The following is a 25400-nucleotide window of genomic DNA, read 5'->3' as shown; positions in this document are numbered from 1 at the left end:
ATTAAGAATGAGCAGCTCCCAGATCAGGGTCAAGTTCGGAATGAGCCGGTTTGGGAATGCTGAGCACCACCTGAGTGCCGACCCCCACACGGGAGCGAATCTGCAAATCACCACCCACGGACTGCAAAGCTTTTTTGGCATCATACAAACCCAGCCCGTTGCCTTTTTCTTTTCCGTAGCTGACCCCTTCCTGAGTCAACTGTGGCAGGATCTCTTCGGGGATCCCACATCCGTTGTCCATGATCTGCAACAGCCAATGATCCTGACGTTCCATCAAAGTCAGATTGATCGACGCCTCTTTTTCAGGAAGGGCTTCCAATGAGTTATTCAGCAGATTGCTCACAACACGCTGAAGCTTGATGGAATCCAAAGTCACTTTCACTTCAGGCGAATGTATATGCTTGTGCCAAGTGAAGTTGACTTGCGGATTTGAGAAACGGTATTCCTTCAGCAAAGATTCCAGCAAAGAGGTTAAATCCTGCTGATTCGCAGTGACCACCACAGCAGCACTGCCAGTCACAGGGGGTTTGCGACTGCGACTTAACAGATCTTCGGCAATGCCTTTAATCCGGGAAACCGCATGGTCAAAAAGTTCTTTTTTCTCTGAGCTCATTTCGTGAGAGAGCTGACTTAATGTGGTCAACGCCATCAATGGACCACGAATATCGTGAGCCACCTGACGTGAAATCTGAGAAATTTCACGGGACAGAGCCAGTTCCGCTTCCAACTTTTGTTCATGCAGCCGCGCCATAAAGTCACGGCGGTAAGACCAGCCCAAAAACATCAGGCCCAGCACCAACCCCAACATAAACAGCGGCGAGGTCATTGCTTTGATCGCCAGTTCAGATGTCCCGAAACAGACCGCAATGTTTCCCGCAGGCAACGAGTTCAGGGTGATGGGAACCTGGGTTGAAAACAGGCACTGCAAGGACTCGGGCTTTTGCACTTCACTTTTCACCACAGCCGGGTGAACTTCCTTCAACTGACTCAAAATTTTATTCTGCAAACTAGGATCGCCCTGAAACAGCTTCGCACGGGCAATGTCATCTTCCCAAATGCCGACGTATTGCTCCACCGAACTGCGGGCTCTTTGCACTTCAAAAGTAAAACTCAAAACAGCCACGGCGATGCTTACCAGCACAAAGACCGTAAGCCATTTTCCCGGCATCCCATTTTGAGACAATACTTTTGTATTTTCCATATCATCACATCCAGCAAACCGTGAACCAGCTTGCCCGGGCCACTGTGAGGTTTCGAGGTGTCTAGGAAGTTGACAAGAGACGTGCGTGGTCCACATTACTTTTTTGAATTATCTTGGGGAAAATCGTTAACTTTTCAGCGTCCTGAACCGTTTTAGTAAATATGAAATTGATGTGGTTGGGTGGCCTTGTCGCTGCCGTCAGTCTATTTTCCGCTTGTACGGGTCCTCAGCGGGCCCCAAGCTCCATCATGTACGACGATGAACGTGCCAATCGAATTCAGGAAATTGATATTGAGCTTTCCCATTATTGGAACAAAGACTGGGAATACAACCAGGAGCTCTTCCAAAAAGGCCTGCCGAACGCCACGTTTGATCGCAAGCTGAACCCCAATGACAAAGACTGGGGTCGAGTGGAGTCTTTACTGACAGAAAGAAGTCAGGAGATCCGCCAGCTGTCTTCAAAACTATTCCTGCGGGAATGGTCCGGTATCGGGCCTTGGTTTGCAGCCTCTTTCCGCCCTCGCCTGTTTGACAAAGAGGAAGTCATCACCATCAAGTCCATGGATGACTTTAAACTTGGCCTGCCTCAGGGCGCCTTCCCTATTGAACACAACTTCTATAATAGCTACACCCTGCGTTTTGAAAATGATCTGCCTGTTAGCACGCATTTTCCCCATGATCGGCAGGATAATCAGAAAAAATATCTTAAAGCCCGTCTGGAATGTGATGCCGACATCATTCATCCGGGGAAATGGATCTTTTCAGGCGAAACACGCAGCCGGGTCTATGAATTCAACTGGTACTATAATCAGGAAAACGGTCAGCGTGTGCGCGTGAAGTTCTCCCCGGCCGTGAATTACTGCAAGTTCTATTTCCGCGATCCCGAAAGATCCAAAACGTGGTCCAATGGCCTGCAACTGGTCGATATTGGTCGCGCCACCAATGAGTGGATCAAACTGACCAATCACATCGACATCTGTGCACGCCCCGAAGGCAACTTCGGTAAAGACCCTTCGGCGTTCTTCTGGACTCAGGACTTTAACTACACCACTTGTCCTCAGACTTTCGATAAGCTGGTGAATCTGCGTGACCCTTATAATTCCATGAACCAAAAGATTCTGGCGCTGACGGGCTCTCCGCTGAAACGCAAAGACTTTGACCGGAAAAATCCGATGGCGGAGCTGGATTTTTCAAAAGCCCCGAAGTTTGATGTCATCTGGGTTTCTTCACTGAACTTTTCAGCTGACTTCTATGGCATGGTCATGTCCAGTGCTCTTCGCTATCATGGCCAGCAAGGCACCCAGATTCGCATCCTGGTTCCGGAAGTGACCATGACCCGCAAGGACAAGGCGATTTTAAGTCGTCTGCAGCAGGGCCTTCCAAACATCAAAGTACAGTATTACCGATACACAGTGTCTGACCAGAACAACGGTGGCTGGCTGGATAAGTTCCACCGCGTGAACCACACAAAACTGATGATCGGACATTCATCAACGGATCCTAAAGCAAGCTTCCTGATCACCGGGGGACGCAATATCCGTGATTCCTACATTTTCAGTGATAGACCTTTCTATAAAGCCTATAAGTTCCTGAAAAATTATGGCGACGGAGAAGAGGACTACATTTACTATGACGACTTTGAAATCGAAATTCGCGGTTATAACTTCGTCAAATCCGTCATGGCGCAGATGTTGGCTTTCTGGATGCGTGATCCGGAATCACAGCGCTATCGCTCAACCAACGTGAACGTCCCGAAAGAGGCTTCGTTGGATCAAGTCGCAAGGCTGCGAGCCCTGCCCGAATCAACTCCTGTGGTCCGCCATATCACGTCCATGCCTTACTTTGACGGCTATCAGTTGGAAAAATTCTATATCGACATGTTCGATTCAGCACAAAGTGAGCTGCTGCTGACCACGCCTTACTTCCGCCCGTCTGTGGCTATCAGTGCGGCGCTGGACCGTGCCGTGCAACGAGGGGTGAAAGTTAAAATCATCACCCGTATTCATCTGGCTGGCGATGGCACTCCGAAAATCGCGGAAGACGTCAACAAACAGGGCATCAATCGACACTTAAAAGATGTCGAGATCTATGAGTGGACTCAGGACAATTCCATCATGCATGCCAAAATTCTGGTGATTGACAAAAAATTAAGCTTCATCAGCAGCGTGAATATGAATCGTCGCAGCTTCATCCACGACACCGAAAGTGGGGTTCTGATTCTGCATGGACCAACCGCCATGGAAATGCGCAAAGAAGCCCTCGACTATATCAGCAAGGGCCGTCGTATCACCGCTGCGGAAAAAGTGGGCTGGATCAACTCCACTTTGATCGACTGGGGGGACTCTTACTTCTAGTGAAGGGAGTCCTTGTACAGTTTTTCTTTCAACGCCTGAACCTCAGGAATTGAGATATCGTAAGGGCGACCGCACACCTGACAGGTTACGTGCACGGGTTCTTGTTTTTGGATCATGTCTTCCAGATCCTCATTGGACAGAAGTTCCAACGCGCGCATCACACGATCTTTCGTGCAAGGACAGTAGTATTCCACTGGGTGTTCATGTTCCAGCTCTTCATACGCAATGCCATCTAAGAACGGCTTGATCAGATCTTCCGCCGATGCCCCATCCAAAAGCATTTTCGAAATATTCGGTTTTTTGTCCTCGTAGTTTTTCTGGATTCTTTCCACCATCGTTTCATCCACACCCGGCATGACTTCGATCAATACGCCGCCCGCAGATTGAACTTTCCCGTAAGTATCCAGATAAACACCCAAAGACACCAGTGAACGGATCTGGTGAGACTGGTGAAGATAGTGAGCAATGTCCTGCCCGATTTCACCACTGACCAGTTCCACAGTTCCCTGGAACGGCTGCTTTTGGAATGGCTGATGTCGGGCAACACTGAGAAGTCCGATGCCGATGGCTTCCTTTAGACTTAAACCATTGTCATAATTTTCAGGCTGATATTGTGGATTGGCTGTATAGCCGCGCACATGGCCGTTATAGGAAGCTTCCGCATAGACACTTCCCAAAGGACCATTACCACGGAACAACAAGCCCACCATTTGATCATCTTTCAGTTGGGCCGCCATCAAAAGCGCACCCACCATGCTGCGCCCCACAGCCACCGTGGCCAGAGGATACGTGTTTTGCAGGTTTTGCATATGTCGAACGACTTCTGTGGCATTGACTGCGGCAATACGCAAAGTCAGATCTTTGGATACGAAGCGATGAACCCGTTCTTTACTCATGACAAACTCCCGGACTTTGTGGAAAAATGAAACCTAACAAAGCAAGTCCCTAATTTCAAGTGAAGAGAGCTTATTCCCATGAAGATCTACGTCTTTAGACACGCCCAAAAAGCCATGGATTTTTCCGGAGATCCGGATCTGACGCCGGAGGGACATGCTCAAGCTTCCAAATTACTCGACAAGGTGCTTAAAGAGGAACTGCCCCGGCCGACCGAACTTTGGGTGTCCCCAAAAAAACGCACGCATAGCACCTTTCGTCCCCTGTCTCAGCATTTCGGACTTCCCCTCGTGATTCAAGAGTCCCTGCTGGAGCAAAAGTCCGATGAATCGGTCACCGAGTTCCGACTGCGCATCAGTAAAACCCTGGAAAACGCCGCGATTCAAAAAGACGCTGTGATCTTCATGTGTTCCCATTATGACTGGGTGGTGGAAGCCATGGCGGTGGCTCCGGCCGACAAGGATCTTTCTGATTCCGAATTTTCCCAATGGAGCCCGGCCCAACACGTGGGTTTTCACGTCAATGCCGACGGAGTTTTTGAATTTATCGAACTCAAAAGGATTCAACTATGATTCAGAATATCTGGGCCGTAGGCCGCAACTATGCCGATCACGCCAAGGAACTGGGGAACGAAGTCCCGACTGAGCCGATGCTGTTTTTGAAGGCCGGAAGCACTGCCACCCTGGCTGCGAAAGAAATTCATCTTCCCGAATGGGCCACGGAAATTCATCACGAGGTGGAGCTGGCATTGCAATTTGATGAAAATCTGCAAATTGACGAGGCCTGCATCGCTTTGGATCTGACAGAAAGAAACAAACAAAATCAGCTTAAATCCAAAGGCCACCCCTGGACTTTGGCGAAGAGTTTTAAGGAATCCTGCCCGCTTTCTGGCTTCTTTGCCGTGAGTGATCTGGAGGAGCTAAGAAACCTTGAAATTATTCTAAAGATCAACGGCGAAGTCCGCCAAAAAGGCAACACCTCTCAGATGATTTTTGGCTATGAAAAGCTGATTGATTTCGTTCGCCAGCACTTCCCTGTGGTCCCGGGCGACCTACTTCTGACCGGCACCCCCGCCGGAGTCGGTCCTATTCGTCGTGGCGACGTTTTGGAAGCCGAGATCGTGGGCAAAATAAAACACACCTGGAACGTCCGCTAGCCATTTGCGTCAAGCGCCTGTTTCCGGGCGCTTTTGTGGAACACTAAAGCTTGAATTTTTGAATTTGCAGAGCGAATATGCGGCCCTCTATAGAGGTAAATGCATATGAACGACATTCAGTCGCAAATTGTCTCCCGTGGCGAAGAAATCCTTAAACGCATGGAAAGCCAATCCAAGGCTTCCATCTTCTCCAAAGATTTCTGGTATGGCTCCATCATGGAATGGAGTATGAAAAACGAAAAATTCAAAACCAACATGTTCCGTTTCGTGGATGTGCTTCCTTCCATCAACTCCGGGGATGAAGTGGCGCGCCACCTGAAAGAATACTTCTCTGAAGACGGCGGCACCCTGCCACCGGTATTCAACGTGGGCTTGGGTTTGGGTTCTTTGGCTCCGGGCCTGATGGCGGGCGCGATCAAAAAGAACGTCATGGGTATGGCAAAAATGTTCATCACTGGCGAAAGCCCGGATGAAGCTCTGCCTGTTCTAAAAAAGGCACGTAAAAACAAAATGACCTTCACCGTCGATATTTTGGGTGAAGCGACTTTGTCTGAAAAAGAAGCGCAAGATTACAGCAGCAAGTACATGGAGCTGATCACTTGGCTGGCGAAAGACGCCGAGAAGTGGGATGAAGTTCCCCAGATCGATCGCGATCACGAAGGCGCTTTGCCGAAAGTGAACGTGTCTGTGAAAATGACAGCCCTTTATTCCCAGATCAAAGATGCCGCCTGGGATGAATCCAAGAAAATCCTGAAGGACCGTCTGCGCCCTGTGTTCCGTCTGGGTATGGAAAAAGGCGTGTTCGTGAATCTGGATATGGAGCAGTACTCTGTCAAACACCTGACATTGGAAGTCTTCACAGAGCTGATCAACGAACCTGAATTCAAAAATTATAAATTCTTCGGTATTGTGATTCAGGCTTATCTGCGCGATTCCTTCGAAGACGTCAAATCCCTGACAGAGTTCGCGCAAAAACGTGGCACTCCGTTCTGGGTTCGTCTGGTGAAGGGCGCTTACTGGGATTACGAAACCATCGAAGCCGAACAGCGTGGCTGGCCGATTCCGGTTTACACCAACAAAGCGGAATCCGACGCAAACTACGAACATTGCGCGAAATACCTGCTGGAAAATATCAAATCCATCCGCCCTGCTTTTGCATCTCACAACGTCAGAACTTTGGCGGCGTGCATGCTTTACGCAGAAAAACTGAACATCCCGAAAGAGGCTTTGGAATTCCAGATGCTTTATGGAATGGCAGAGCCCATCAAAAAGACCATCGTGGACATGGGCTACCGCATGCGTGAGTACGCTCCAGTGGGTGAACTGATCCCGGGCATGGCTTACCTGGTTCGCCGTCTTTTGGAAAACACGTCCAATGAGTCCTGGTTGCGTGGCAAATTTGCTGACAACAAATCCATGGCGGAGCTTTTGAAAGATCCGGCACAAGGATTGACTCCGACGTCTGCAACCATCCAAAAGAAACCAGGCAAGTTCTACAATGAACCGCTTTTGGATTTTGCCGTGAAAGCGGATCGCGAAAAAATGCAAAAAGCCCTGGCGGACGCGAAAGCCTCTTTGCCAGTGAACGTGAACATCGTGATCAACAACAAGGAACTTCAGTCCGGCAAAGTCTTTGACCGAGTGAACCCATCCCAGTCTGACCAAATCGTTGGTAAGATCCAGATGGCCACCACCGAGCAAGCCGAACAAGCCATGCAAGCCGCGCAAACGGCCTACAAAACATGGAAGAACGTTCCTGCTGAACAGCGCGCGGCTTTGGTCGACAAACTGGCTGACATCATGACTCGTGATCGCTTCAAGTTGATCGCAACACAAGTTCTGGAAGTCGGTAAACCATGGGCGGAAGCTGATGGAGATATCGGTGAAGCGATCGACTTCTGCCGCTACTATGCCCGTCACATGCGTGAGTTGCAAAAACCACTTCGTGTGGGTGGATTGCCTGGCGAAGTGTCCCAGTACATCTATAAATCCCGTGGGGTCACTGCGGTGATCGCTCCTTGGAACTTCCCTCTGGCGATCCTGGCTGGCATGGTGACGGCGGCCGCTGTTGCGGGGAACACCGTGGTTATGAAACCTGCAGAGCAATCCTCTGTGGTTGCCTGGGGTCTAATGAAGATGATTCAGGAAGCGGGATTCCCTCAAGGTGTGATCAACTTCCTTCCAGGCTTCGGCGAAGAAGTTGGTGAATACATCGTGAACCACAAGTACACGACAACCATCGCCTTCACAGGATCCAAAGCCGTGGGTCTGCATATCATGAACCGCGCGGCTGTGGTTCAACCGGGTCAGCAGCACGTTAAGAGATGCATTATCGAAATGGGCGGTAAGAATGCCGTGATCATCGACAACGATGCGGATCTGGATGAAGCCGTTGACGGCGTGATTTATTCTGCATTTGGTTTCAGTGGTCAGAAATGTTCTGCTGCCAGCCGTGTGATCGTATTGGATGAAGTTTACGACCGTTTTGTAGACCGCTTGGTTGAAACAGCAAAATCCATCGAAATCCACCCGGCTGAAAATCCAAAAGCGTACATGGGTCCTGTCGTGGATAAAGAAGCCTATGACCGTATTTTGGGCACCATTGCAGAGGCTGAAAAGAATCACAAATTGTTATTCAAAGGCTCTGTGCCAGGTGGTGGCTTCTTTGTTCCTCCAACGATCTTCGGTGATGTGCCGGGTGATGCAAAGCTGGCGCAACAAGAAATCTTCGGCCCGGTTGTGGCCGTGATCCGCGCGAAGAACTTGGATCAAGCCTTAGATATCGCCAACAGTACAGAGTACGCTCTGACTGGCGGTGTGTTCTCCAGAAGCCCAGCGAACATCGCTCGCGTGAAAGAGGAACTGGAAGTGGGTAACTTGTACGTGAACCGTGGTATCACAGGCGCGATGGTGGACCGTCATCCATTTGGTGGCTTCAAAATGTCTGGTATTGGCTCCAAAACAGGTGGTCCGGACTATTTGAAACAGTACATGGAACCTGCGTGCGTGACAGAGAACACTCTTCGCCGTGGTTTTGCTCCAGCGGAAGAATAGACCCTCACCAAACTGAAATTCCCAAAGCCCTCAGTCAAAAACTGAGGGCTTTTTTTTTGCCGAAATTCAATTCCCACTTTGAGACACGAACCTTACAGAAATTAAATTCAGGACTCCGGTCTGTATTTAAGTGAGATTTCCTAGAACAAAACCGAACAGATCTTTGTTAGAAATTTCACAAAAAACCTTTTGGATTCCGATAAATATGAACATGGGCCACCACGGAGCGTTCATTATCAGTTTTCGAAGAATCATTTCTTCATACACCCCGGTATTAATATCAGCACTGCTGATAAGCGGATGTACTTTGGACTCCGTCATTGAAACCCTGACAAAAGTAGAATTCAAACTTATCACCAACATCGAAGACAACTATGTGGATCTGAGTGGCTCCACACTGACCCTGGAGGGTCAGTGTGACAAAGCCGAGGGACCAATCACTTTCAAACTCAACTCGGTCGAGCGCAGTAAGATGAACTGCCCCTCCACCGGCGTCTGGCAGTACTCACTGGACGTTCATGAACTGGGGGAAGGTGAAGCCTCACTGATTGTTGAACAGGTGGAGTTGGCTGACACTTCCAAAAAGGTGAAATCAGAAACGGTCACACTGAACAAGGACACGACTCCACCACAGTTGTTAAGCATGCCAGATATTATTCTGAATGATAAAGGATTCATTAGTTGGGAGTGCCAGAATCTGAATGACAGATGCACCTTCCGATCCTTTGTTTCCGTAACGGATCTGTTTACTTTTGCTGCTGAACCTTACACAAATCTGAAAAGCAACATGACTTTCCCCGAGGGGAAAAGCTATTTGTTCCTGCAGGCTAAAGATGCCGCAGGAAATGTTTCTTCTGTGAAAAAGATTGAAGTCTATTCCGGTACCATGGGCATTTTGCTCAATCCGATGCAGATGAAACTTGCGATGGATCAATCAGTGACTCTGCGATTCTATATTCCCCAGGTGTTCAGCGAATACACTCTATTTAATAACGACAGCTGCACGGGTTCAGATAATTGGCTGACACGCACGACTGGTGACCATCCTTGGAATTTGCCGTCTTCAACCCCCGCCAATTATTTCGTATCAGCTAAGTTCCGAACATCCACTGGAATCGTCAGTCAGTGTTTCACTGACAGCATACCCATCATCGACACGATCACTTCTCATGATATTTGCTCGAGCGGTTCTTCCAATGCCGTCTTTGGTATAGTACGAAGCAGTCTTTACTCGCAGAATCCCGGATACAATAACAACGAAAACTGCTCCTTTACCGTGAACACGACAGCCGCCATGGATATCATGCCGGCAACAACTCTATCCACCGAGACCGATAAAGATATTTTATCCATCCGACAAAATGGTCTGACACTGTATTCCTTTTCAGGCATGTTTACCCCTGTGGGACTGCAGGCTTTCACCAGTACAGAGCCTGGGCCTTTCACATTCAATTTCAACTCGGATGCCCAAAACGCACAAGACGGCTTTCTTCTGTACTGGATGCCCAAGGACGCCATCCGCCAGGAAATCATTATCAATGATGGCGCAACACAGACCAGTTCAAAAACTTTGCGTGTGTCCTTTGATGTCCCCTCTTACATGAAAGAATACTATCTGACTGAAGACTCTTCGTGCACCGCCGGGGGGACGTGGAAGGCCATCGCGGCTCAGAACCAGTTTACGGCGTTGACCAACAATTCGACTCTGTCCTTAAAAGCCCGCTTCCGCGACGTCTTCGGCAACGAGTCTGAATGCGCTTCGGCAGCCATTGCCTACGTGCCACCGGAAGTCTCAATTATAGCTCCAGTCACCGTGGCGGACATCACCAACTCCGTGGACCTAAGCGGAACCTGCAGCGATGGTGGCGCTACAGTTAAAATTTCTGGATCCTATTCCGGTGAAACCACTTGTACGGCACAAAGCACCTGGTCCAAATCCTTCGCGCTGGGAAATGTCCCAAACAACACAACCATCACCGTCACGGCTGAGTTGATGCTGGCAGGCACGGCTCAAGCTTCGGCAACAAGATCTTACACCATCAATCGCCATGTCACCCCGACATCCCCCGTGGCCAATGGCTATGTGGGCCCGACCTTCACCATGCGCGGAACCTGCTACCCGAACAGCGCCACGATTAACATTACGGCTCCAAATCCTGCCACTGTCACTTGTACCAACGGGGAATGGCAGTCCGTTCAAACCGTGACCGGAAACAACGAAGACGTCATTAACATCGCCGGAAATCTTGTTTTCAATTCGACCCAGCAGGATTCCTTTGCATTCACTGCCAAACTTTCCACCCAAGCAACGCTTGCCACCATCTTTGGGGCGCCTGTTGGGAAATCCTCTGAGGCCAGCCATGCCTTCACGGTCAGCGGAGTTGGCATCAGCGCCTTTAAATATAAATTCGGTAAAGATGCCGTCTGCTCGAATTCCTCGGGTTATAGCGCTGAAATCAGCTCCTCCACTGGCATCTTCGCCAGTCAAAGTACCAACGCCGACGGCGACAATATGGTGCTCTGTGTGGTGGGACTTAACGGACTCAATGGCCTCTGGCAGGACTATTCCATCGCCACCACCCGCACTTGGAAAAAAGCTTTACCAAAATCCGTGAACTTCAGTGCCTCCAGTAAAAAGTTTACGGAAGGTCAGACCGCCATCGCAGTGAGCGTGACTCTGGATGCCGTATCCACGGTTCCAGTCCGTGTTTACTACAATCTTTCCGGGGATGCGATCTACATGGTCGATCACAATCTGGGACTGGGTTATATCGAGGTTCCTGCAGGTCAGCTTTCAGCGCAAATCACCTTTGATACTCTGAACAACACAATGGATTCCAACGACAAGGATCTGGATGTCTATATCACGCACACAGACCAGCCAGACATTGTCGTTGGCATTAACTCACGACAAAGATTCGTCATCAAAAATACAACCAACAGTTACAAAAAGATCCTCAGCTTCGCCCATGGTTCGGACTACACCCAGCCTTCTTTCCTGGCCCTGGCTGATGACGGTAAAATCCGTGTCTGGGGCGAGGCCAATGCGACCACCGCCGGAATCACAATCACCCAGGCGGGTACAAACTTTAAACAAGTCACTGGAACGCGAATGAATTTCTGCGCCCTGAGTGAGGCTAATCAAGTGTACTGCGGTGGCGTGGGCGGCCTCAGTGGCACCATTGTCGACTCCGGTGTGACTTACAAGTCCATCAGTCTGAAATACTACACAGCCTGTGGCATCACCTCCGACGACAGGGTTCGCTGCTGGGACGTTTCGGCGTCCCCTATCACGCCTTACTATATCGATGACGGTGTGGTGAAGTTTAAAAAAGTCGTGGCTGCTCAATCTTCCACGATCTGTGCGATTTCTCTGGCTGATGATTTGTACTGTTATGGCAATAACACCTATAAACAAATCGCCAACAATGGTACGGCCTCCTATAGCGTCCTGACCCAGGTCGACCCTGGGGTGAAATACAGTGATGTGACTTCTTATACCTATGTCTGCGGCATCACCCGCGACACTCAGCAAATCAAATGCTGGGGGCGCAACAATCTTTACCAACTGGGCAACGGCTCGACGATCAACAATCCAACGCCGACGGTTGTGAATTCAACCACGAAATACCTGCAAATCAGCGGATCTGACAATCACGTGTGTGCAATCACTGAAAACAATGAACTGAAATGCTGGGGTTCCGGAATCAAGGGTGGTTACAACAGCGCACAGACAGACCGGACCTATATGACACCGACTCTGCTGAATACGAACATCGTCTGGAAGACCATTCAGACCAACGATGGCTCCATCTGCGGCTTGTCGGACGATGATATGCCTTACTGTTTCGGCGATGGTACGAACTATGGGGATATCCCTAAAACGGCAACTCCAGTCCTTGAGGCTGTCGATCTTTACTCATCCTATCGCGACTTTGCCACGGCCTATGGCCGCGTCTGCGCCATCCGCAATGATGGAGGAGGCTACTGCTCTATGCTGGGTCATCCCCTCTTGCGAGCTCAGCCCAATGTGGACTTCAGCAGCGGCAAAGTCATATCCTCTCGAGGTGTGATCTGCCTGAGTCTTGCGGATTCTTCCTACTGCACAGGGGTGAATACCAATGGACTTTTGGGCGACAACGACACGACGAATACTAAATTGGATCTGGTACACACGGGAGGCCTGGCAATTCAAGCCCTGGCCACGGCGGAAAACTACTGTGTGCATGCCATCAACAGCGCTGGCAGCTTGTACCGATGGGGCTCTAGTTCCGCGCCTGTATGTGCCTCCGTCTCCAGTCAGATCCCGACATTGGTGGCCACCAGCGTGAAGTTCAAACCCATCATTCAAAGTACGACCTACGCCGCGTGCGCCCTGAGTTTAGACAATGAGGTGTATTGTTGGGGATCTGGCTCGATCATGCGCACAGGCGCAAGCTCAACCCCCATCAGCGTGGATCCAGGCTATAAATACACTGACATTAAACTGAGCGACGACCGCTTCTGCGGTATTCTGGAAAACGCTCAAGTGCGGTGCTGGGGTACGGGTTCAGCCGGGAAACTGGGACACAACAGCACTGCCAACTCCACAGGCACCCTGACCGATGGCGGTCGCACTTACAGCCAACTGGTGCTGGGCAACTCGATTGCCTGCGGGATTAGTGGAACCAATCTGGAATGTTGGGGCGGTGGCTTTAGCAATGTCCCTGTGGTGGTGAACAGTCCGACCAGCTATAAAGAAGTCGCTGTTGGCAACGGAGAACTGATCGCTCTGACAACGGATGGCGCCGTGCACTTCTGGCAACTGGGTGACTACTTGAATCCACCGACTGTGATTTCTGGCGGTGTGACCTTTGCAAAACTCAAAGCCACGAATTATTCCGGCACCACCAGGTCGATGTTCTGTGCGCTCACAACCGCAGACAAACTTTATTGCCGAACTCCAATGGGTGCGGGCACCTCGATCAATATGCTGCACCAGGTTCGCGCTTCCCGGTTCTAGAAAAAGAAAAAGGCCACTGTTTCCAGTGGCCTTTCTTAATCTAATTAAAATAGAGGTGAGAACATCATGCTCCCCGAGACCTTCCGTGGTATCACCCCTCCCGTAAAAATGATTGCAGCATAACAAAAACACGATTGCAAGAGTCTTATTACAGATTTTTTAAGAATTTCGCCCCTGCGCCAAAAAATCCACCCTATTTTGCAAAGAACTTAAGCAAACGGCCCCAAGCCTGCCCCGAAAACGAAAAAAGCCAGCTCAACGCTGGCTTTTGAAGCTCATCAACTTTAATGAGTCTTAGAAATCATTTAATCGGTCGGCCAATTCTGGGAAGTCCACGAACGGATTTCTGTTGCCCTGAACTTTGTAGATTTCGATATTACGTTTCATCTCGTCTTCATCAACAGGGTCTTCCTGATTCCATTTACGCAGAACTTGCTCCTGCTGAGGGTCGATCGGAAGATCATAGCGCAAAGAGAAGTAGAACAAGGCACGGGCCACGTTCCCACGGTGGTTTTGTGGTGGTTCAAACACCTCATCAGAACCCGAAGTTCCGATACCGAAGCGAGATTCCGGGCATTTCAAATCCATCAGATCTTTCGTCACTTCACCAAAAGGATGATTGCCGCGAATCGCATTGAGCTGGGAATCTGTCGGGAACAAGTGATGCAAGTCAGACTTTTGAACATCATCCGGGAAACGGCGTGTGAATTTACTTTGAGGCCAGGTGTGCTCAACATTGATCACCGTGTTATTCGGAATCTTGCCAGGAGAGGGTTGAGAGCTCTTGAAATCCTCAGGGCCACGTTCGGTGTTGCAATAAACATCGCGAACCGCGTACTGATTGCCTTCTTTCACCAAGTAGTAGTTCCCCATTAAAAACACTCTTGCGGCATTGTACCCGATCGCCGTGTGAGCATAGCAACGACCTTGTCCCTGTGGGCAGGCCTTCACGATTTGATCGTAAGAACCTTTCACCAGCATATGATAGTTGCGCATCACAGTTTTGATTCGATTTTGAAGGGTCTCACCGGAAGCCCCCGCTTTTAGATCGCGATAGAACTCTTCCCCGTAATATGGGACCAGTTGAGAAGACGGCGCCGCATTCGCAACACCAACAAAAGATAACAATGTAAAAACAATCACTGACTTAATGAGCAGCATTTGCTTCATTCAGGTCCACCATTCGGTTTGGGGGTGATCTACAGCCTCTGCGAAGTAAGATGTCCTAACCGTAACGATCCTGTCAACGGGTATATAGAAATTACAATATCAATTTTGAGATGCAGGTTGAATCGAGCGCCCACGATAGGCCCAGCCAAGAACAGCTCCTAAAACACTGCCGCCGATATGAGCAGCGTAAGCCACGCCCCCGCCAATCCCCTCAGGGGTCGCCCAAAGATTCGCCACATCGACCACCAGGAATAAAGGGATAATCAACAAGGTCGGTAAAAAAATCGCGCCATAGTGCCCGGGCATGGGCGAGGCAAAGTATAGAAAACGAACTCGCGCTCGCATTTCAGCCAGACAATAAAATGCCAACAGCGCACTGATAGAAGCACTCGCCCCCACCATCGGCACAGTTCCATGCAGATCTGAAAGCAAAAAGCCCATGCCTCCAGCAAAGCCACCCAACATATAGACGATGAGCAAGACTCCACTGCCGGCCATCACTTCCACCGCCGCGCCAATCAGCACCAGGAAACCCAAGTTGGAAAGAAGGTGCATCCAGTTGGAATGAGAAAACTGATAGGTGAACCAGGACAGCGGCCCTTTGGCACCGGAGCTTAAACCAAAGCGATACAACAGCTGCTCTTGATACTTCTTACGAAACTCAGAGATATCTTTACGCCACGAAGTCACTTGAACCTCGTCCCCGCGATAGGTCAATGCCTCAGCCTTTTGCAGAAAACGGGAATCCCGAAGCGCATAGGCTCCAAGAAGCCCCATGTGATCCGTGTTCGATGAGCCCATCTGCAAGACCCATTCAGGTTTGTCATAAAGCTCTTGGGCCGGCAGAGTTTGCAAATACTGATAATAAAGGCGTCCCGTCAAAATCAGCCCGTCTTTCTGCAACACGGGTGAAGAACTCAGACTTGAACCCACTCCGCTGAAAATCAAAATAAAAATGAAAACGTTCAGCACCGCCAGCGTGATGGTCAGCGGATAGCGGGAATAGTCTTTAAAATCTTCAGGACATGGAATGATCATGGAACCTCATAGCGCTCTTTGAAGTCATCAATCCAGGTTCCCGGATCTACACTGGCCGGAGCCCGGCCCTTTTGAGGTGTGAATTCAGTGTCGCGCAAAGCCCAGACCGAGCGCACATAGCGCTTTTCCAGAGCGGATTTCAAGACAGGATTTTTCTGCATCTGTGCAATCGCTTTTAAGCTTCCCACATAGTCCTGGGCAGCAAAAAGATCCTCAGACTTCAGGAACTGCGTCACCAGCAAACTGGAATCCGCCATTTCAAGATCCTCAAGATCGCCATCTTCTGCCATATAACGTGCCAAAGCGCAGGCAGCAGAAGAAGAGTCTTCACAAACCCTGGCAAAGTAGGCCTCCTGGGCTTTACCGTCGGCCAGTAAATATTTCGCCAGATAAGCCAGGGGCTGAGAATTCACCGGGTCTCCCCACAGGGCCACGTCGGCTTCTTTTTCCAGACACTCTCCCGAAATTTCATTGAGCAGGAATAACGACAAGGCGGTATCCAGTCGCGCCGCCCCCTCTAAGCCCTCAGTCCCTTTGACTTCCCGACAGGCGGTCACCGTTGATTTTCCAACGGTGGATTTAAAGGCTCCGGTTTGCAGACCATGATAGGCCTTCATGAAGCCTAGAATTCCAAACAAAGCCAAAAACAGAAAGCTCATGCGCATCCACGAGGATATAAAACGAGACTCGATAGGCATCGGCCCGTCATCATGTTCTTTCTTAAGCGTGATGACCAGCGTGTCTGCTGCGCGGTCCGGAAAGGCCCGGCGGAACGGATGGCTAAGGATTTCCAAAAACGGTAACGCCAGAAGCAAGAATCCAAAGCTCCAGCACACCGAACGGATCAAACACTGTGCGTAAGTCAAACGAGGCTGATAGATCGGATAAGAAATCACCCTGATCTGCATGAACAACTGTCCTGGTGTCGCTTGCCAGAAGTACAAAAACACTGACTGCAGGATGGTGACCAGCACAACAATGCAACTGATAACCAGTGACGCCGCAATCACACCTTCCGCGGACTGCATATCCAGCAAAAAGAATGTTTTTGTCTGACGAACCAAACCGGCAATCAACAGACTGATGATGGGGGAAAAAATTAAAAAATCCAGTATCAACGCCACAAACCTGTCCGCCACGAAAGCGACAGGCACGGAACTGGATTTCGGATAATGAGGCTTCACTTCAGGAGCCGATAGATCTGGAAACACCATAAGGATCGTATCGGCTTGAAACAGGAAACACTAAAGAGATTAGTGCGCGAAATGGATCGCCTGGACCCGGCCCTGATCGTCAGTCACGAACTGAGCTTTGCCGACGATCTCTTTGGAAGAGTCAATCAGACTATAGACTTGCTCCCCGGCCGAGTTCTGCGCCAAGCTGACTTCCGCAAACTGCACACCAAAGGCCTCGGAATACTTCTTCAGGAATTCCGCTTTATCCTGGATCTGCATGGGCTGTTCGCCGGCTTGCGCATCGATGAATTCAAGACTTTCAATACGGCCTTCGACGGTTTTCATGCCGTACTTGCCTTCCAGGAAACCAAATACCAGCTCATCACGCAAGGTCGGCGCTTCCGCCAGGCTTGCCGCCACGGTGGACTTTTCCCGCGCCATGCGCTTGGCAAGATCATGCTCCCACTTAACGTCTTTGGCGAAAGTGGAAGGTGCGAAGCTTGCAACGCCACGATTTCCCGCCGTCGCCACACCCTGATCCGGACTGCGCACCAGCCATTGATTCAGGAAAACTGTCATAATCAAAACAGAGGCAATGGACAGAACCAGGACCGCTTTTTGTTCTTGCGCTTTGTCCTGCAATCTTTTTCTTACAGATTGTGCTTTTGGAAATTCGATCACGTTTGCGTTCCTCATTATTTCACCCCTCAGAAGTCACGACAGTTCGAGTCCTGATGACTTCCATTGCGAAGGGCATGCCGTTTAAAAACCGCACTTATTCATTCTAGCTGAACAAGGCCTGAACAGACGTACAAAAGATGTTAGACGTATCATTCTGATCATCTCATCCTGACACATAAAAATCCAAATTCCGAGGGTCTAGTCGAGGGCCTTTTTTTCCCAGGAATCAATCCCCGCCTGCATTTCCGGCAAATGATAATACAGGACCCGGTCCAACTCCACGCCCTGACCCTCAATGCGATGCTTCTTCTGGCTCAGGTAAACTGCTTCAGGAATGGAGACTTGCACCCCTGGAGCCACTTCATCCAGTGGATACCAAACTCCCACCAGAAGCTGCCCGCGACTGGGGCTTCCCAACAACGGCGCTTTTCTGAATTCTTTTAATGCCTGTGCAACCATTTCCGCCACGGAGGAACTCTTTCCATCCACCAAAACCCGTACATCCCCTTCATAGCAGTTTGTCCGAGCGAATGTTTTTAAAAGAACTTCGCTGTGCGCATCCAAAACCGCCAACTGCGCCTGATCATCCAGTTCATTGGGCAGTTCCGCAGAACTTTTCACCGTCACACGCGGACGTTCCAGACTTCCCACCAACTCGGGTCTGCACAAAAACAGGGATAAAAATCGAAGGCCCGCAACAAAGTTTCCTCCGGCATTTCCGCGCAAGTCCACAACCACTCGCTTGAAAGAGCGAAGATCTGCTTCAAGCTTTTGCATTTTTTCATCTGCGAAGAAGGCGGCACGGAATGACGGCACTTTCAAGACCGCCTGCCCTGGAGCCCTTGCTTCCAGAGTCATTTCTTCAGAACGGATAATCGACCGAGGTTTCATTTTCACGGAAAACTCTTTGTCTTTGCGAAGAATCAGGTAAGAGCCCGGCTCAGTCTGAGCGTCCCAGGGATTGGGTTGTTCCGCGTTGATTGTCTGAATAATATCCCCACGGCGCAGCCCCAAAGCCTCGGCTGGAGAGTTGGGATGCACCTTGAAGATCACGAGCTCTCCATCCACAAACTGGCTTTCAATGCCCGTTTCCAGACTTTCCCCCCGCCAGATACTGGCGACCTCTTTGGAATCATAAACTTCCAGATGGGACACTTTTAAAAGGGCCAGCACATTGTTCATGTCTTTGATGATCAGATTTTTTTGAGAATAAGGCGTGACCAGACGACTGCGACGATGGCAGGTCTTTTTCCAGTTTTTTATTTTGGCATCATCCAGGAATATTTTTTGCGACACCAGATCGCAAAGCACCGGGTACGGGTTTACAAAACTCTTTTTTAGAGTGAAGTGGTAGGCCGCATAGGCACAGCCAAGTGCAAGTAGAATAGCGAAGAAAGTACGGGTCATCTTAGTCCTGTAAAAGCAAAGACCGAGTGCTTTATCACCCGGTCTTCGTTTTTCAATTCAAAAGGAGACTAAGCCGCCACTTTCTTCTTGCGAGCCGCAGAAGGATCAATGTGGTATTGCTTTACTTTACGATACAAGGTTGCTCGACCAATGCCCAAAGCTTTAGCAGCTTCAGTCAGGTTGCCTTTGTATTGAACAATCGCGTTTTCGATGGCTTGAGCTTCAAGCTCTTCCATTTTTTGTACGCTAGTTGCTGTTGCAGTCGGTGTTGGGAACTGAATAACGTTGCCGCCACCCACGTCAGAGTTGATCGGGCTTGTGCCAGAAGCCAAAGCCGGAACACCTGCTACCAGTTGCTGTCTGAAAAATGCATTATCAAGCCCTTCTCTGAACTGTGCAGAAGAATATGCTTGAACTGTCACATCGTGATTCTCCCAGTACTTCTTTGTGTTCTCGATGGTTTCCTGGTTATCGCTCACCACGATCATAACTGTACGTGACATTTAGTCCTCCCCTTTTGAAACATTATCAAAGCTTAATTGACTCACTTTGTACCTATCGGCGTATCACGCTGAGAATTAAGGGCCAGTTGCAAATATTTTTTGAGACACTTTAAACAGTCCAAAACACTGGACTTTTGTCGGTCTTCAAAATGCCTCTTGACCGCTATTTCTATTTAAAGGGTGTTATCGAAGTCCTGATTTACATCTGTCGGGGCTTTGATATAGTGTCCGGCACCAGACCGGGATACACCTTGAACAAAGTACTTCTAGTTTTTCTTACAATGGCCCTGATCGGCCCAAAAGCCTTTGCAGACACTCTGCGCGTGAATGTCTATGATTTCCCACCCCACATCTTTGTGGAAAAGGGCACCCCTCGGGGGCCGGGCATCATCTTTTTTCAGAAGTACTTAAATCCCCCACCGGGGGTGACAATCCAATGGATCCCAACTCCGTTTGCAAGGGTTCTGCAGGATCTGCAAAACAACAAAACCGATGCCGCCCTGTTTTTGGCACGCACCCCGGAGCGTGAAAAATTCCTGCGCTTTTCAAGCGTCGCCCTCTTCACAACCTCCTCGGCCATCATCGTTCGTCGAGACTCCCCTCTGGCCCGGGTCCGGTCCTTGGCGGACTTCCAAGGTCTGACGCTGGGGCACTCAAAAGACTCCATTACCCCCCATGAATTGATTGAACAGGGAATCAAGGTGGAATCCCTTAGTGGCGAAGATGTTATCGAACGTAACATTCAAAAGTTGCGCTCTCATCGACTGGATGGAATTTTTATCCCCACCGCCTCCAATGGAGAATACATTCTGCATAAACTAAAGGCGGAAAAAGAATTCCAGATCTTTGTGGTGCCGAACTCAAAACTGAATCTGCATATCGCTTTTCGCAAGAACATCGATGAGCAGACTTTTCAAAGAATTGAAAAGGCCCTGAAAAAGAATCAGACCGCTTACCCCAAGATCCTGGATCTGCAACTGGGAAAATAAAAAAGCCTCCGCTTGCGGAGGCTTTTGACCAAGTATGGTGATTTTAAAGAACTACTCCAGCAAACTGCGAAGCATCCAAGCCGTTTTTTCGTGAAGCTGCATTCTTTGGGTCAACAGATCCGCACTGACTTCATCCCCGGCCTTTTCAACCAGTGGGAAGATGGAGCGCGCCGTACGCACGACAGCTTCCTGTCCTTGCACGAGCTGTTCAATCATCTCCGTCGCAGAGGGAACACCAACGGGTTCTTCGATGCTGGTCAGTTTCGCAAATTCTTTATAAGTACCCGGAGCCGCGACACCCAAAGAGCGGATACGCTCAGCGATCAAATCCACGGCGGTTGCCAATTCTGTGTATTGGCCTTCGAACATCACGTGAAGTGTTTGGAAGTGAGGTCCCGTAACGTTCCAGTGAAAGTTATGGGTTTTAAGATAAAGAGTGTAGGAATCCGCCAGCAAACGGGACAAGCCATCAGCGATTTTCTTTCTGTCCTTTTCGTTGATGCCAATATTAATGCCTACACTGCTGCTATTTTTCTTTGCCATGGGATGTTCCTTTCACACGTTGAAACTTCTAGAGTTAGCTTTCCAAGAGTAAACTATTTTTTCCTGGGACTGTAGTGATGTGTGGACCTTTGGGAGGCATCCTCGACTTTTCCTGACAGCTTCCTCACAAAACTGATCCCCCAAATGTACTAAGCAAACCTAAGTTTAATTAAACGTTTGCAAGTCTCAGGACCTAGGTACCTGAAAATGTGAATATTCGCGTGTTGCTCTCTCAAGATGACACATTTTAGGTCCGATCTTCTTACTATGAGATCAAATTTTCTTTACACACATTTGAATATGGCTCAAATCTCGCTGACTCTGGCAATGGTGCTTCTCTCGAGCTGTACTGGCGGCGGAGGCAGTAAGTTCAGCGATCTCTTGGATGTGGATCCTCAACAAGCCGGCGTGGTGGAAATCACCGCATTGACTCCCACTGGTTCACCAGTCGTCATGAGCACTACAAGCGAAACCACCTTCGCCATCACCGTGGACCCTCAAGCCGGCAACAATCTGAACTATGTGTGGACCTTGGACGGAGCCCAACTGAGCTCCACTAACTCGTTCCATATTCTGTCTGGAGCCTCGCTTCTGCCCGGAAATCACACCCTTGCCGTCTCAGTCACAAATGGAAAATCCACGGACAGTCACAACTTCGTTATTCACAGAAATACGCCTCCGGTAATCACCGCACGAAGTCCTGCAGCCACCGGAGCCTCTGTCACCTGTGGCTCTGGAAGTCTTGCCCTGTCCGTGTCCACTTCTGATGCAGATAACGATGCCAGAACCTATACCTGGAAAGTCAACGGGATGGCGGGCACGACTTTCTTCGTCAATCAAAACTCCAACGGTGCTGGTGCCACGGCTGATTTCGTCCCGAACTGCACTTTGTCCGGCACTGCCACAATCAGTGTCGAGGTCCGAGACGGGCATGATGTCACCAGCATCTCTCCGGCCTGGACTGTTTCCATCATCAACTCCGGCGTGGCCAATATCGGTGGAGTTTCCCCCAACTCCAGTCCTTATGTCATTATCCCCTCCTCAGGATCGAAGGTTTTCAACATGCTGGATGTGACTGGAGTTCCACCGATCTCCTACAGTTGGGAACTGGAAGGCACCCCTCTTCCAGGAGAGGTCAGCACCTCTTTAACTTTGCATGCCTCGACTCTGGACCCTTTGCCGGGACTGGGGCCTTACACCCTGACCGCCAAGGTTTCTGACGGCACGGGGGCAGAATCAAGCTTCAACGTGCAGGTGTTGCTGAATAAAGCCCCGGTTCTTTCCGGCCCGGCTCCTTCAGCCACTTCTCTTGCGCGCAACTATGACACACCCAATATGACCTTCTCAGTGAACAGCACTGATGAAAATGCCGATGTCCTTCGCTATATCTGGATTATCGACGGTGCCACCTATGAGCCTCCCTTCAGCGGACTTCCCAACTATCTAAGCATCAACAATGCAAGCCCGCACCAGTTGATCTTTAATCCGAATTTATCCCTGGTGGGAAGCCACACGATTTCGGTCCGTGCCCGCGAGGATCGCGCCACGGATTTCGAATTTTCCAACACCAACACCTGGACAGTTCAATTCAATCACTTCAGTGATGCCTGCAATCAGTTGCAGGCCGGACAAATCTGCACGCTGGTCGGCGCTCCCGGTATCATGACAGACACCAACAACGACGGCTGGATCAACGCCCTGACCGAACCCTACAAACTGCGCATCAACTACAGCCTGATTCACAAAGTTCTGAACAATGACGGACTGACGGTTGTGAACAACTTTTTCTTCTCTGATTCCTCCAATCACGCTGTCTGGTATTACAACAGATCCGACAAAGCCCAGTCGGTCCTGGGAAAAACCCTGCAGCCCGGGGAAATCAAGATGCTCGTCGGTAATGGTGCCAGCGGACGCTCTGTCGACAGCAGTCCGTCTTACAGCTACAATCTCTACAAACTCAGTTCCCCCCAGGGAATGTATTATGATGGCACTGCCAACATGCTTTACATTGCCGATCGGGGAAATCACCGCATCGTTCGCATCGACAGCAACGGACAAGGTCTGCGCGTCTTTGGCAATGAAACCAACTTACAGTGTGCTGCAGGATTCACCAACTGCAATACCGATAATGAACTGGCCACAAATCATGTGTGCGGTGGCCCGGTTGAAATGGCCTTTGATAACACCGCAAAGCGCATGTACGTAACCTGTTCCAGTACTCATGCCATCAAAGAGGTCAACATCACCAACGCCAATCCGGCAACCTGGACGGCGCGAATTCTTGTCGGACGACTGAATGGTTCCAATCAATCCACCGCCGCGACTACCAATGGAACAACGCTGGCTGCTGGCACAGGTCAGGTTAACACACCCTGGGCTTTGGCTATGGACAGTCAGCGCAACCTTTACTTCACACAATCCAACGGCGGCGCTTGCTATGTTCGGGCCATCAACCTAAACAGTGCCGGTGGCATCACGCTGCCAAACTCTGCGGGTTCGGGCACTCAAGTGTTGGCACAGAATCAGGTGCTCAGTGTGTTTGGGCAAAGCACTTGTTCCGCCCCTGCGGGGGGCACACAAGTTCCCAACACAGTCCGATACTTCTATCCCCGGGGACTGGCCATTCATGAGGTGGCTGGAGTCCTTGAGGGCTTTTTCGTCACCTCCACCGATGCTCACCGTGTGATTTATTCCAATGCTCGCAACACCACCAAAACCTTTGGAAGCGTCGCTGTAGGGGCATATCTGTCACAAACGATCTGGGGTAACGGCACCGGAAACTACAGTGGAAACACGAAGCCCGCGAGTACCAATACCGTGTTTAACCCCTATGGCATTACCATCGACAACAACTCACTGATTCTGGTCGACTTTTCAAACAACCGCCTACGCACTCTGGATATTGGTACAAACGACGGAAACATCGACACTCTTCTTACGATTACAGACCCCAAATCCAACTCGTCTCCAGACTCACCTGCGGTAGACGCTGCCAAAGCCCGTTTGAACTTTATTTCCGATCTTCTTTTCAGAAGCAGCGACAACAGTCTGCTGGTGGCTGACACAACAGAAGCGGGACTCAACATGCCAACCCATTTCCAACCCGACGGAAAGACAACCGAAAACAATCGCGTGCGCAAGCTGGATCTGAGCACTGGACTGCTCGACACAGTTCTGGGAATGGGCTACGGAACCTACACCAACATGCAAAGCGCCCACGAGGTTCTGCTGCATGGACTGCGCGGCCTGGGGCTGGTGGCCGACAATCTTCTTGTCCTGGACCGTCACTGGGTTCCGGGGGGCACAAGATCCTGTGGTTTCTATCTATACAATCAGAACAGCCCGTCTGGCACATTCTATGGCAGCCCTGTCGACAACGGAAAAGTCGGCTTGATTGCAGGGAACTACACCCAAGGTTGCGGCACGGAATCCGCCAATGGAACCGCAGCGGCCGCAGCTCGCATGGAACCCTTTTCGATGAACACAACCCAGGATGACACGATCTACTTCACCCAGTTCCGCCGCCACTGCATCATGAAGGTGGATGTGACCGGAAATCTGACTGCGGTCGCAGGCCTTTGTGGCGCGGCCGGGAACGCCGAGGGCGCTCTGACCTCTGCCCGCTTCGAGTATCCTCTTTCCATCGTCAAAGACCCAAGATATCCGACGAACATGCTGGTGATTGACCAGTCCAACAAAACAACCAGCGAAATCAAATACATCAATCTGTCCGGCAGTGATGTTGAAATCGCCGGAGTCAGCGCCCTATCCAATGAGGTCAAAAGAATCATCACCATCAACGACGGCTATGCCATTGGTTTGACGGTCTATGCAGACCCCAGCGATCCCGGCAAAGACATGATCTGCTACACCAGTGGATCAGGCATGAATACGATTAATGCCACGAATACGAACACCACTAATCCGAACTTGCTGACGGTCGCTGAAAACCCTGACGGACAAGTGGGGTTCCATCGTGTCACCTGCGTGAAAAGATCCGATGGGGCCAAAGAAATCGTCATCGGGGCGGACAGCTCGGCTCTTCGCGCTGGCAGCCAATTGACAACCGAACATGAAGGACTGGGTATTGATTCCAGCTCCGGCATCAAAAAAATCAAAGCCTCTTTGTTCACCCCTTACGGCCTGACCTTCGACAGCGAAGGAAATCTGTACATCGGTGAACGTGACGGCAAAGTGATCAGAAAAGTTAAAAAATGGTGGTAATCAAGGAGT

At 50.1% G+C, this 25400-nt stretch carries 16 protein-coding genes; 7 read left to right on the top strand and 9 right to left on the bottom strand.

What is annotated here, in order from left to right; genetic code table 11:
* Position 1 precedes the first annotated feature (1 nt).
* A complete protein-coding gene (locus tag ACZ50P_RS05520) occupies positions 2 to 1201 on the bottom strand; it encodes a sensor histidine kinase (protein ID WP_464134124.1) in 1200 nt (399 codons plus the stop codon).
* Positions 1202 to 1362: 161 nt separating this feature from the next.
* Here ACZ50P_RS05520 and ACZ50P_RS05515 point away from each other — a divergent pair, with 161 nt between their 5' ends.
* Complete coding sequence (locus tag ACZ50P_RS05515) at positions 1363 to 3555, top strand: phospholipase D-like domain-containing protein (RefSeq protein WP_464134121.1); 2193 nt, start codon at positions 1363 to 1365, stop codon at positions 3553 to 3555.
* Here the strand turns inward: ACZ50P_RS05515 and ACZ50P_RS05510 are convergent.
* Positions 3552 to 4451, bottom strand: coding sequence for an Hsp33 family molecular chaperone HslO (locus ACZ50P_RS05510; protein ID WP_464134120.1), 900 nt, complete (start codon positions 4449 to 4451; stop codon positions 3552 to 3554). The two genes, ACZ50P_RS05515 and ACZ50P_RS05510, sit on opposite strands and share 4 nt — an antisense overlap.
* A 78-nt stretch (positions 4452 to 4529) precedes the next feature.
* Between ACZ50P_RS05510 and ACZ50P_RS05505 the strand changes: the two genes are divergently transcribed.
* The 4 genes from ACZ50P_RS05505 to ACZ50P_RS05490 all read left to right on the top strand — a co-directional run bounded on the left by ACZ50P_RS05505 (position 4530) and on the right by ACZ50P_RS05490 (position 13661).
* On the top strand, positions 4530 to 5021 hold the full coding sequence (locus ACZ50P_RS05505; protein ID WP_464134117.1) for a SixA phosphatase family protein: 492 nt from the start codon (positions 4530 to 4532) through the stop codon (positions 5019 to 5021).
* Positions 5018 to 5605, top strand: a complete 588-nt coding sequence (locus tag ACZ50P_RS05500) for a fumarylacetoacetate hydrolase family protein (protein ID WP_464134115.1) — start codon at positions 5018 to 5020, stop codon at positions 5603 to 5605. The genes ACZ50P_RS05505 and ACZ50P_RS05500 overlap by 4 nt, the downstream gene beginning before the upstream one ends.
* A 105-nt stretch (positions 5606 to 5710) precedes the next feature.
* Positions 5711 to 8659: an L-glutamate gamma-semialdehyde dehydrogenase gene (pruA, locus tag ACZ50P_RS05495; protein ID WP_464134113.1), complete on the top strand. Its 2949-nt coding sequence runs from the start codon at positions 5711 to 5713 to the stop codon at positions 8657 to 8659.
* A gap of 307 nt (positions 8660 to 8966) precedes the next feature.
* The gene (locus ACZ50P_RS05490) at positions 8967 to 13661 is read left to right on the top strand and encodes a hypothetical protein (protein WP_464134111.1); all 4695 of its coding nucleotides are present in this window, start codon (positions 8967 to 8969) and stop codon (positions 13659 to 13661) included.
* Positions 13662 to 13955: 294 nt separating this feature from the next.
* On the opposite strand, the gene ACZ50P_RS05485 is transcribed toward ACZ50P_RS05490, so the two are convergent.
* From ACZ50P_RS05485 to ACZ50P_RS05460, 6 genes are all read right to left on the bottom strand, one after another.
* Positions 13956 to 14831 carry an endonuclease I family protein gene (locus ACZ50P_RS05485; RefSeq protein WP_464134109.1) on the bottom strand — a complete coding sequence of 292 codons (876 nt, stop codon included), beginning with the start codon at positions 14829 to 14831 and terminating at the stop codon, positions 13956 to 13958.
* A 99-nt stretch (positions 14832 to 14930) separates the two neighbouring features.
* Entirely contained in the window at positions 14931 to 15869 is a 939-nt protein-coding gene (locus ACZ50P_RS05480) for a rhomboid family intramembrane serine protease (protein WP_464134107.1), read from the bottom strand.
* Complete coding sequence (locus tag ACZ50P_RS05475) at positions 15866 to 17083, bottom strand: RDD family protein (protein ID WP_464134105.1); 1218 nt, start codon at positions 17081 to 17083, stop codon at positions 15866 to 15868. The genes ACZ50P_RS05480 and ACZ50P_RS05475 overlap by 4 nt, the downstream gene beginning before the upstream one ends.
* A 39-nt stretch (positions 17084 to 17122) precedes the next feature.
* Positions 17123 to 17740, bottom strand: a complete 618-nt coding sequence (locus tag ACZ50P_RS05470; protein WP_464117737.1) for a hypothetical protein — start codon at positions 17738 to 17740, stop codon at positions 17123 to 17125.
* A gap of 183 nt (positions 17741 to 17923) precedes the next feature.
* Positions 17924 to 19132, bottom strand: a complete 1209-nt coding sequence (locus tag ACZ50P_RS05465; RefSeq protein WP_464134103.1) for a S41 family peptidase — start codon at positions 19130 to 19132, stop codon at positions 17924 to 17926.
* Between the two features lie 68 nt (positions 19133 to 19200).
* Positions 19201 to 19635, bottom strand: a complete 435-nt coding sequence (locus ACZ50P_RS05460) for a helix-turn-helix domain-containing protein (protein WP_262553912.1) — start codon at positions 19633 to 19635, stop codon at positions 19201 to 19203.
* A gap of 149 nt (positions 19636 to 19784) precedes the next feature.
* Here ACZ50P_RS05460 and ACZ50P_RS05455 point away from each other — a divergent pair, with 149 nt between their 5' ends.
* A complete protein-coding gene (locus ACZ50P_RS05455) occupies positions 19785 to 20624 on the top strand; it encodes a substrate-binding periplasmic protein (RefSeq protein ID WP_464134100.1) in 840 nt (279 codons plus the stop codon).
* A 51-nt stretch (positions 20625 to 20675) separates the two neighbouring features.
* Here the strand turns inward: ACZ50P_RS05455 and ACZ50P_RS05450 are convergent, their stop codons facing one another.
* Positions 20676 to 21167, bottom strand: a complete 492-nt coding sequence (locus tag ACZ50P_RS05450) for a Dps family protein (protein ID WP_464134099.1) — start codon at positions 21165 to 21167, stop codon at positions 20676 to 20678.
* 267 nt (positions 21168 to 21434) lie between these two features.
* Here ACZ50P_RS05450 and ACZ50P_RS05445 point away from each other — a divergent pair, with 267 nt between their 5' ends.
* Complete coding sequence (locus tag ACZ50P_RS05445) at positions 21435 to 25391, top strand: NHL repeat-containing protein (protein ID WP_464134096.1); 3957 nt, start codon at positions 21435 to 21437, stop codon at positions 25389 to 25391.
* Positions 25392 to 25400 lie beyond the last annotated feature (9 nt).

This window comes from Bdellovibrio sp. CKG001 (genome assembly GCF_055397465.1).
Note: the sequence above shows the minus strand (reverse complement) of the source record. Positions and strands in the feature narration are given on the sequence as shown.

Excerpts from the sequence above, each read along its gene's own strand:
- ACZ50P_RS05465 (WP_464134103.1), bottom strand. The coding sequence starts at position 19,132 with ATGACCCGTACTTTCTTCGCTATTCTACTTGCACTTGGCTGTGCCTAT.
- ACZ50P_RS05475 (WP_464134105.1), bottom strand. The coding sequence starts at position 17,083 with ATGGTGTTTCCAGATCTATCGGCTCCTGAAGTGAAGCCTCATTATCCG.
- ACZ50P_RS05515 (WP_464134121.1), top strand. The coding sequence starts at position 1,363 with ATGAAATTGATGTGGTTGGGTGGCCTTGTCGCTGCCGTCAGTCTATTT.
- ACZ50P_RS05510 (WP_464134120.1), bottom strand. The coding sequence starts at position 4,451 with ATGAGTAAAGAACGGGTTCATCGCTTCGTATCCAAAGATCTGACTTTG.
- ACZ50P_RS05445 (WP_464134096.1), top strand. The coding sequence starts at position 21,435 with ATGAGATCAAATTTTCTTTACACACATTTGAATATGGCTCAAATCTCG.
- pruA (WP_464134113.1), top strand. The coding sequence starts at position 5,711 with ATGAACGACATTCAGTCGCAAATTGTCTCCCGTGGCGAAGAAATCCTT.
- ACZ50P_RS05470 (WP_464117737.1), bottom strand. The coding sequence starts at position 17,740 with ATGAGGAACGCAAACGTGATCGAATTTCCAAAAGCACAATCTGTAAGA.
- ACZ50P_RS05520 (WP_464134124.1), bottom strand. The coding sequence starts at position 1,201 with ATGGAAAATACAAAAGTATTGTCTCAAAATGGGATGCCGGGAAAATGG.
- ACZ50P_RS05500 (WP_464134115.1), top strand. The coding sequence starts at position 5,018 with ATGATTCAGAATATCTGGGCCGTAGGCCGCAACTATGCCGATCACGCC.
- ACZ50P_RS05455 (WP_464134100.1), top strand. The coding sequence starts at position 19,785 with ATGCCTCTTGACCGCTATTTCTATTTAAAGGGTGTTATCGAAGTCCTG.
- ACZ50P_RS05460 (WP_262553912.1), bottom strand. The coding sequence starts at position 19,635 with ATGTCACGTACAGTTATGATCGTGGTGAGCGATAACCAGGAAACCATC.
- ACZ50P_RS05450 (WP_464134099.1), bottom strand. The coding sequence starts at position 21,167 with ATGGCAAAGAAAAATAGCAGCAGTGTAGGCATTAATATTGGCATCAAC.
- ACZ50P_RS05480 (WP_464134107.1), bottom strand. The coding sequence starts at position 15,869 with ATGATCATTCCATGTCCTGAAGATTTTAAAGACTATTCCCGCTATCCG.
- ACZ50P_RS05485 (WP_464134109.1), bottom strand. The coding sequence starts at position 14,831 with ATGAAGCAAATGCTGCTCATTAAGTCAGTGATTGTTTTTACATTGTTA.
- ACZ50P_RS05505 (WP_464134117.1), top strand. The coding sequence starts at position 4,530 with ATGAAGATCTACGTCTTTAGACACGCCCAAAAAGCCATGGATTTTTCC.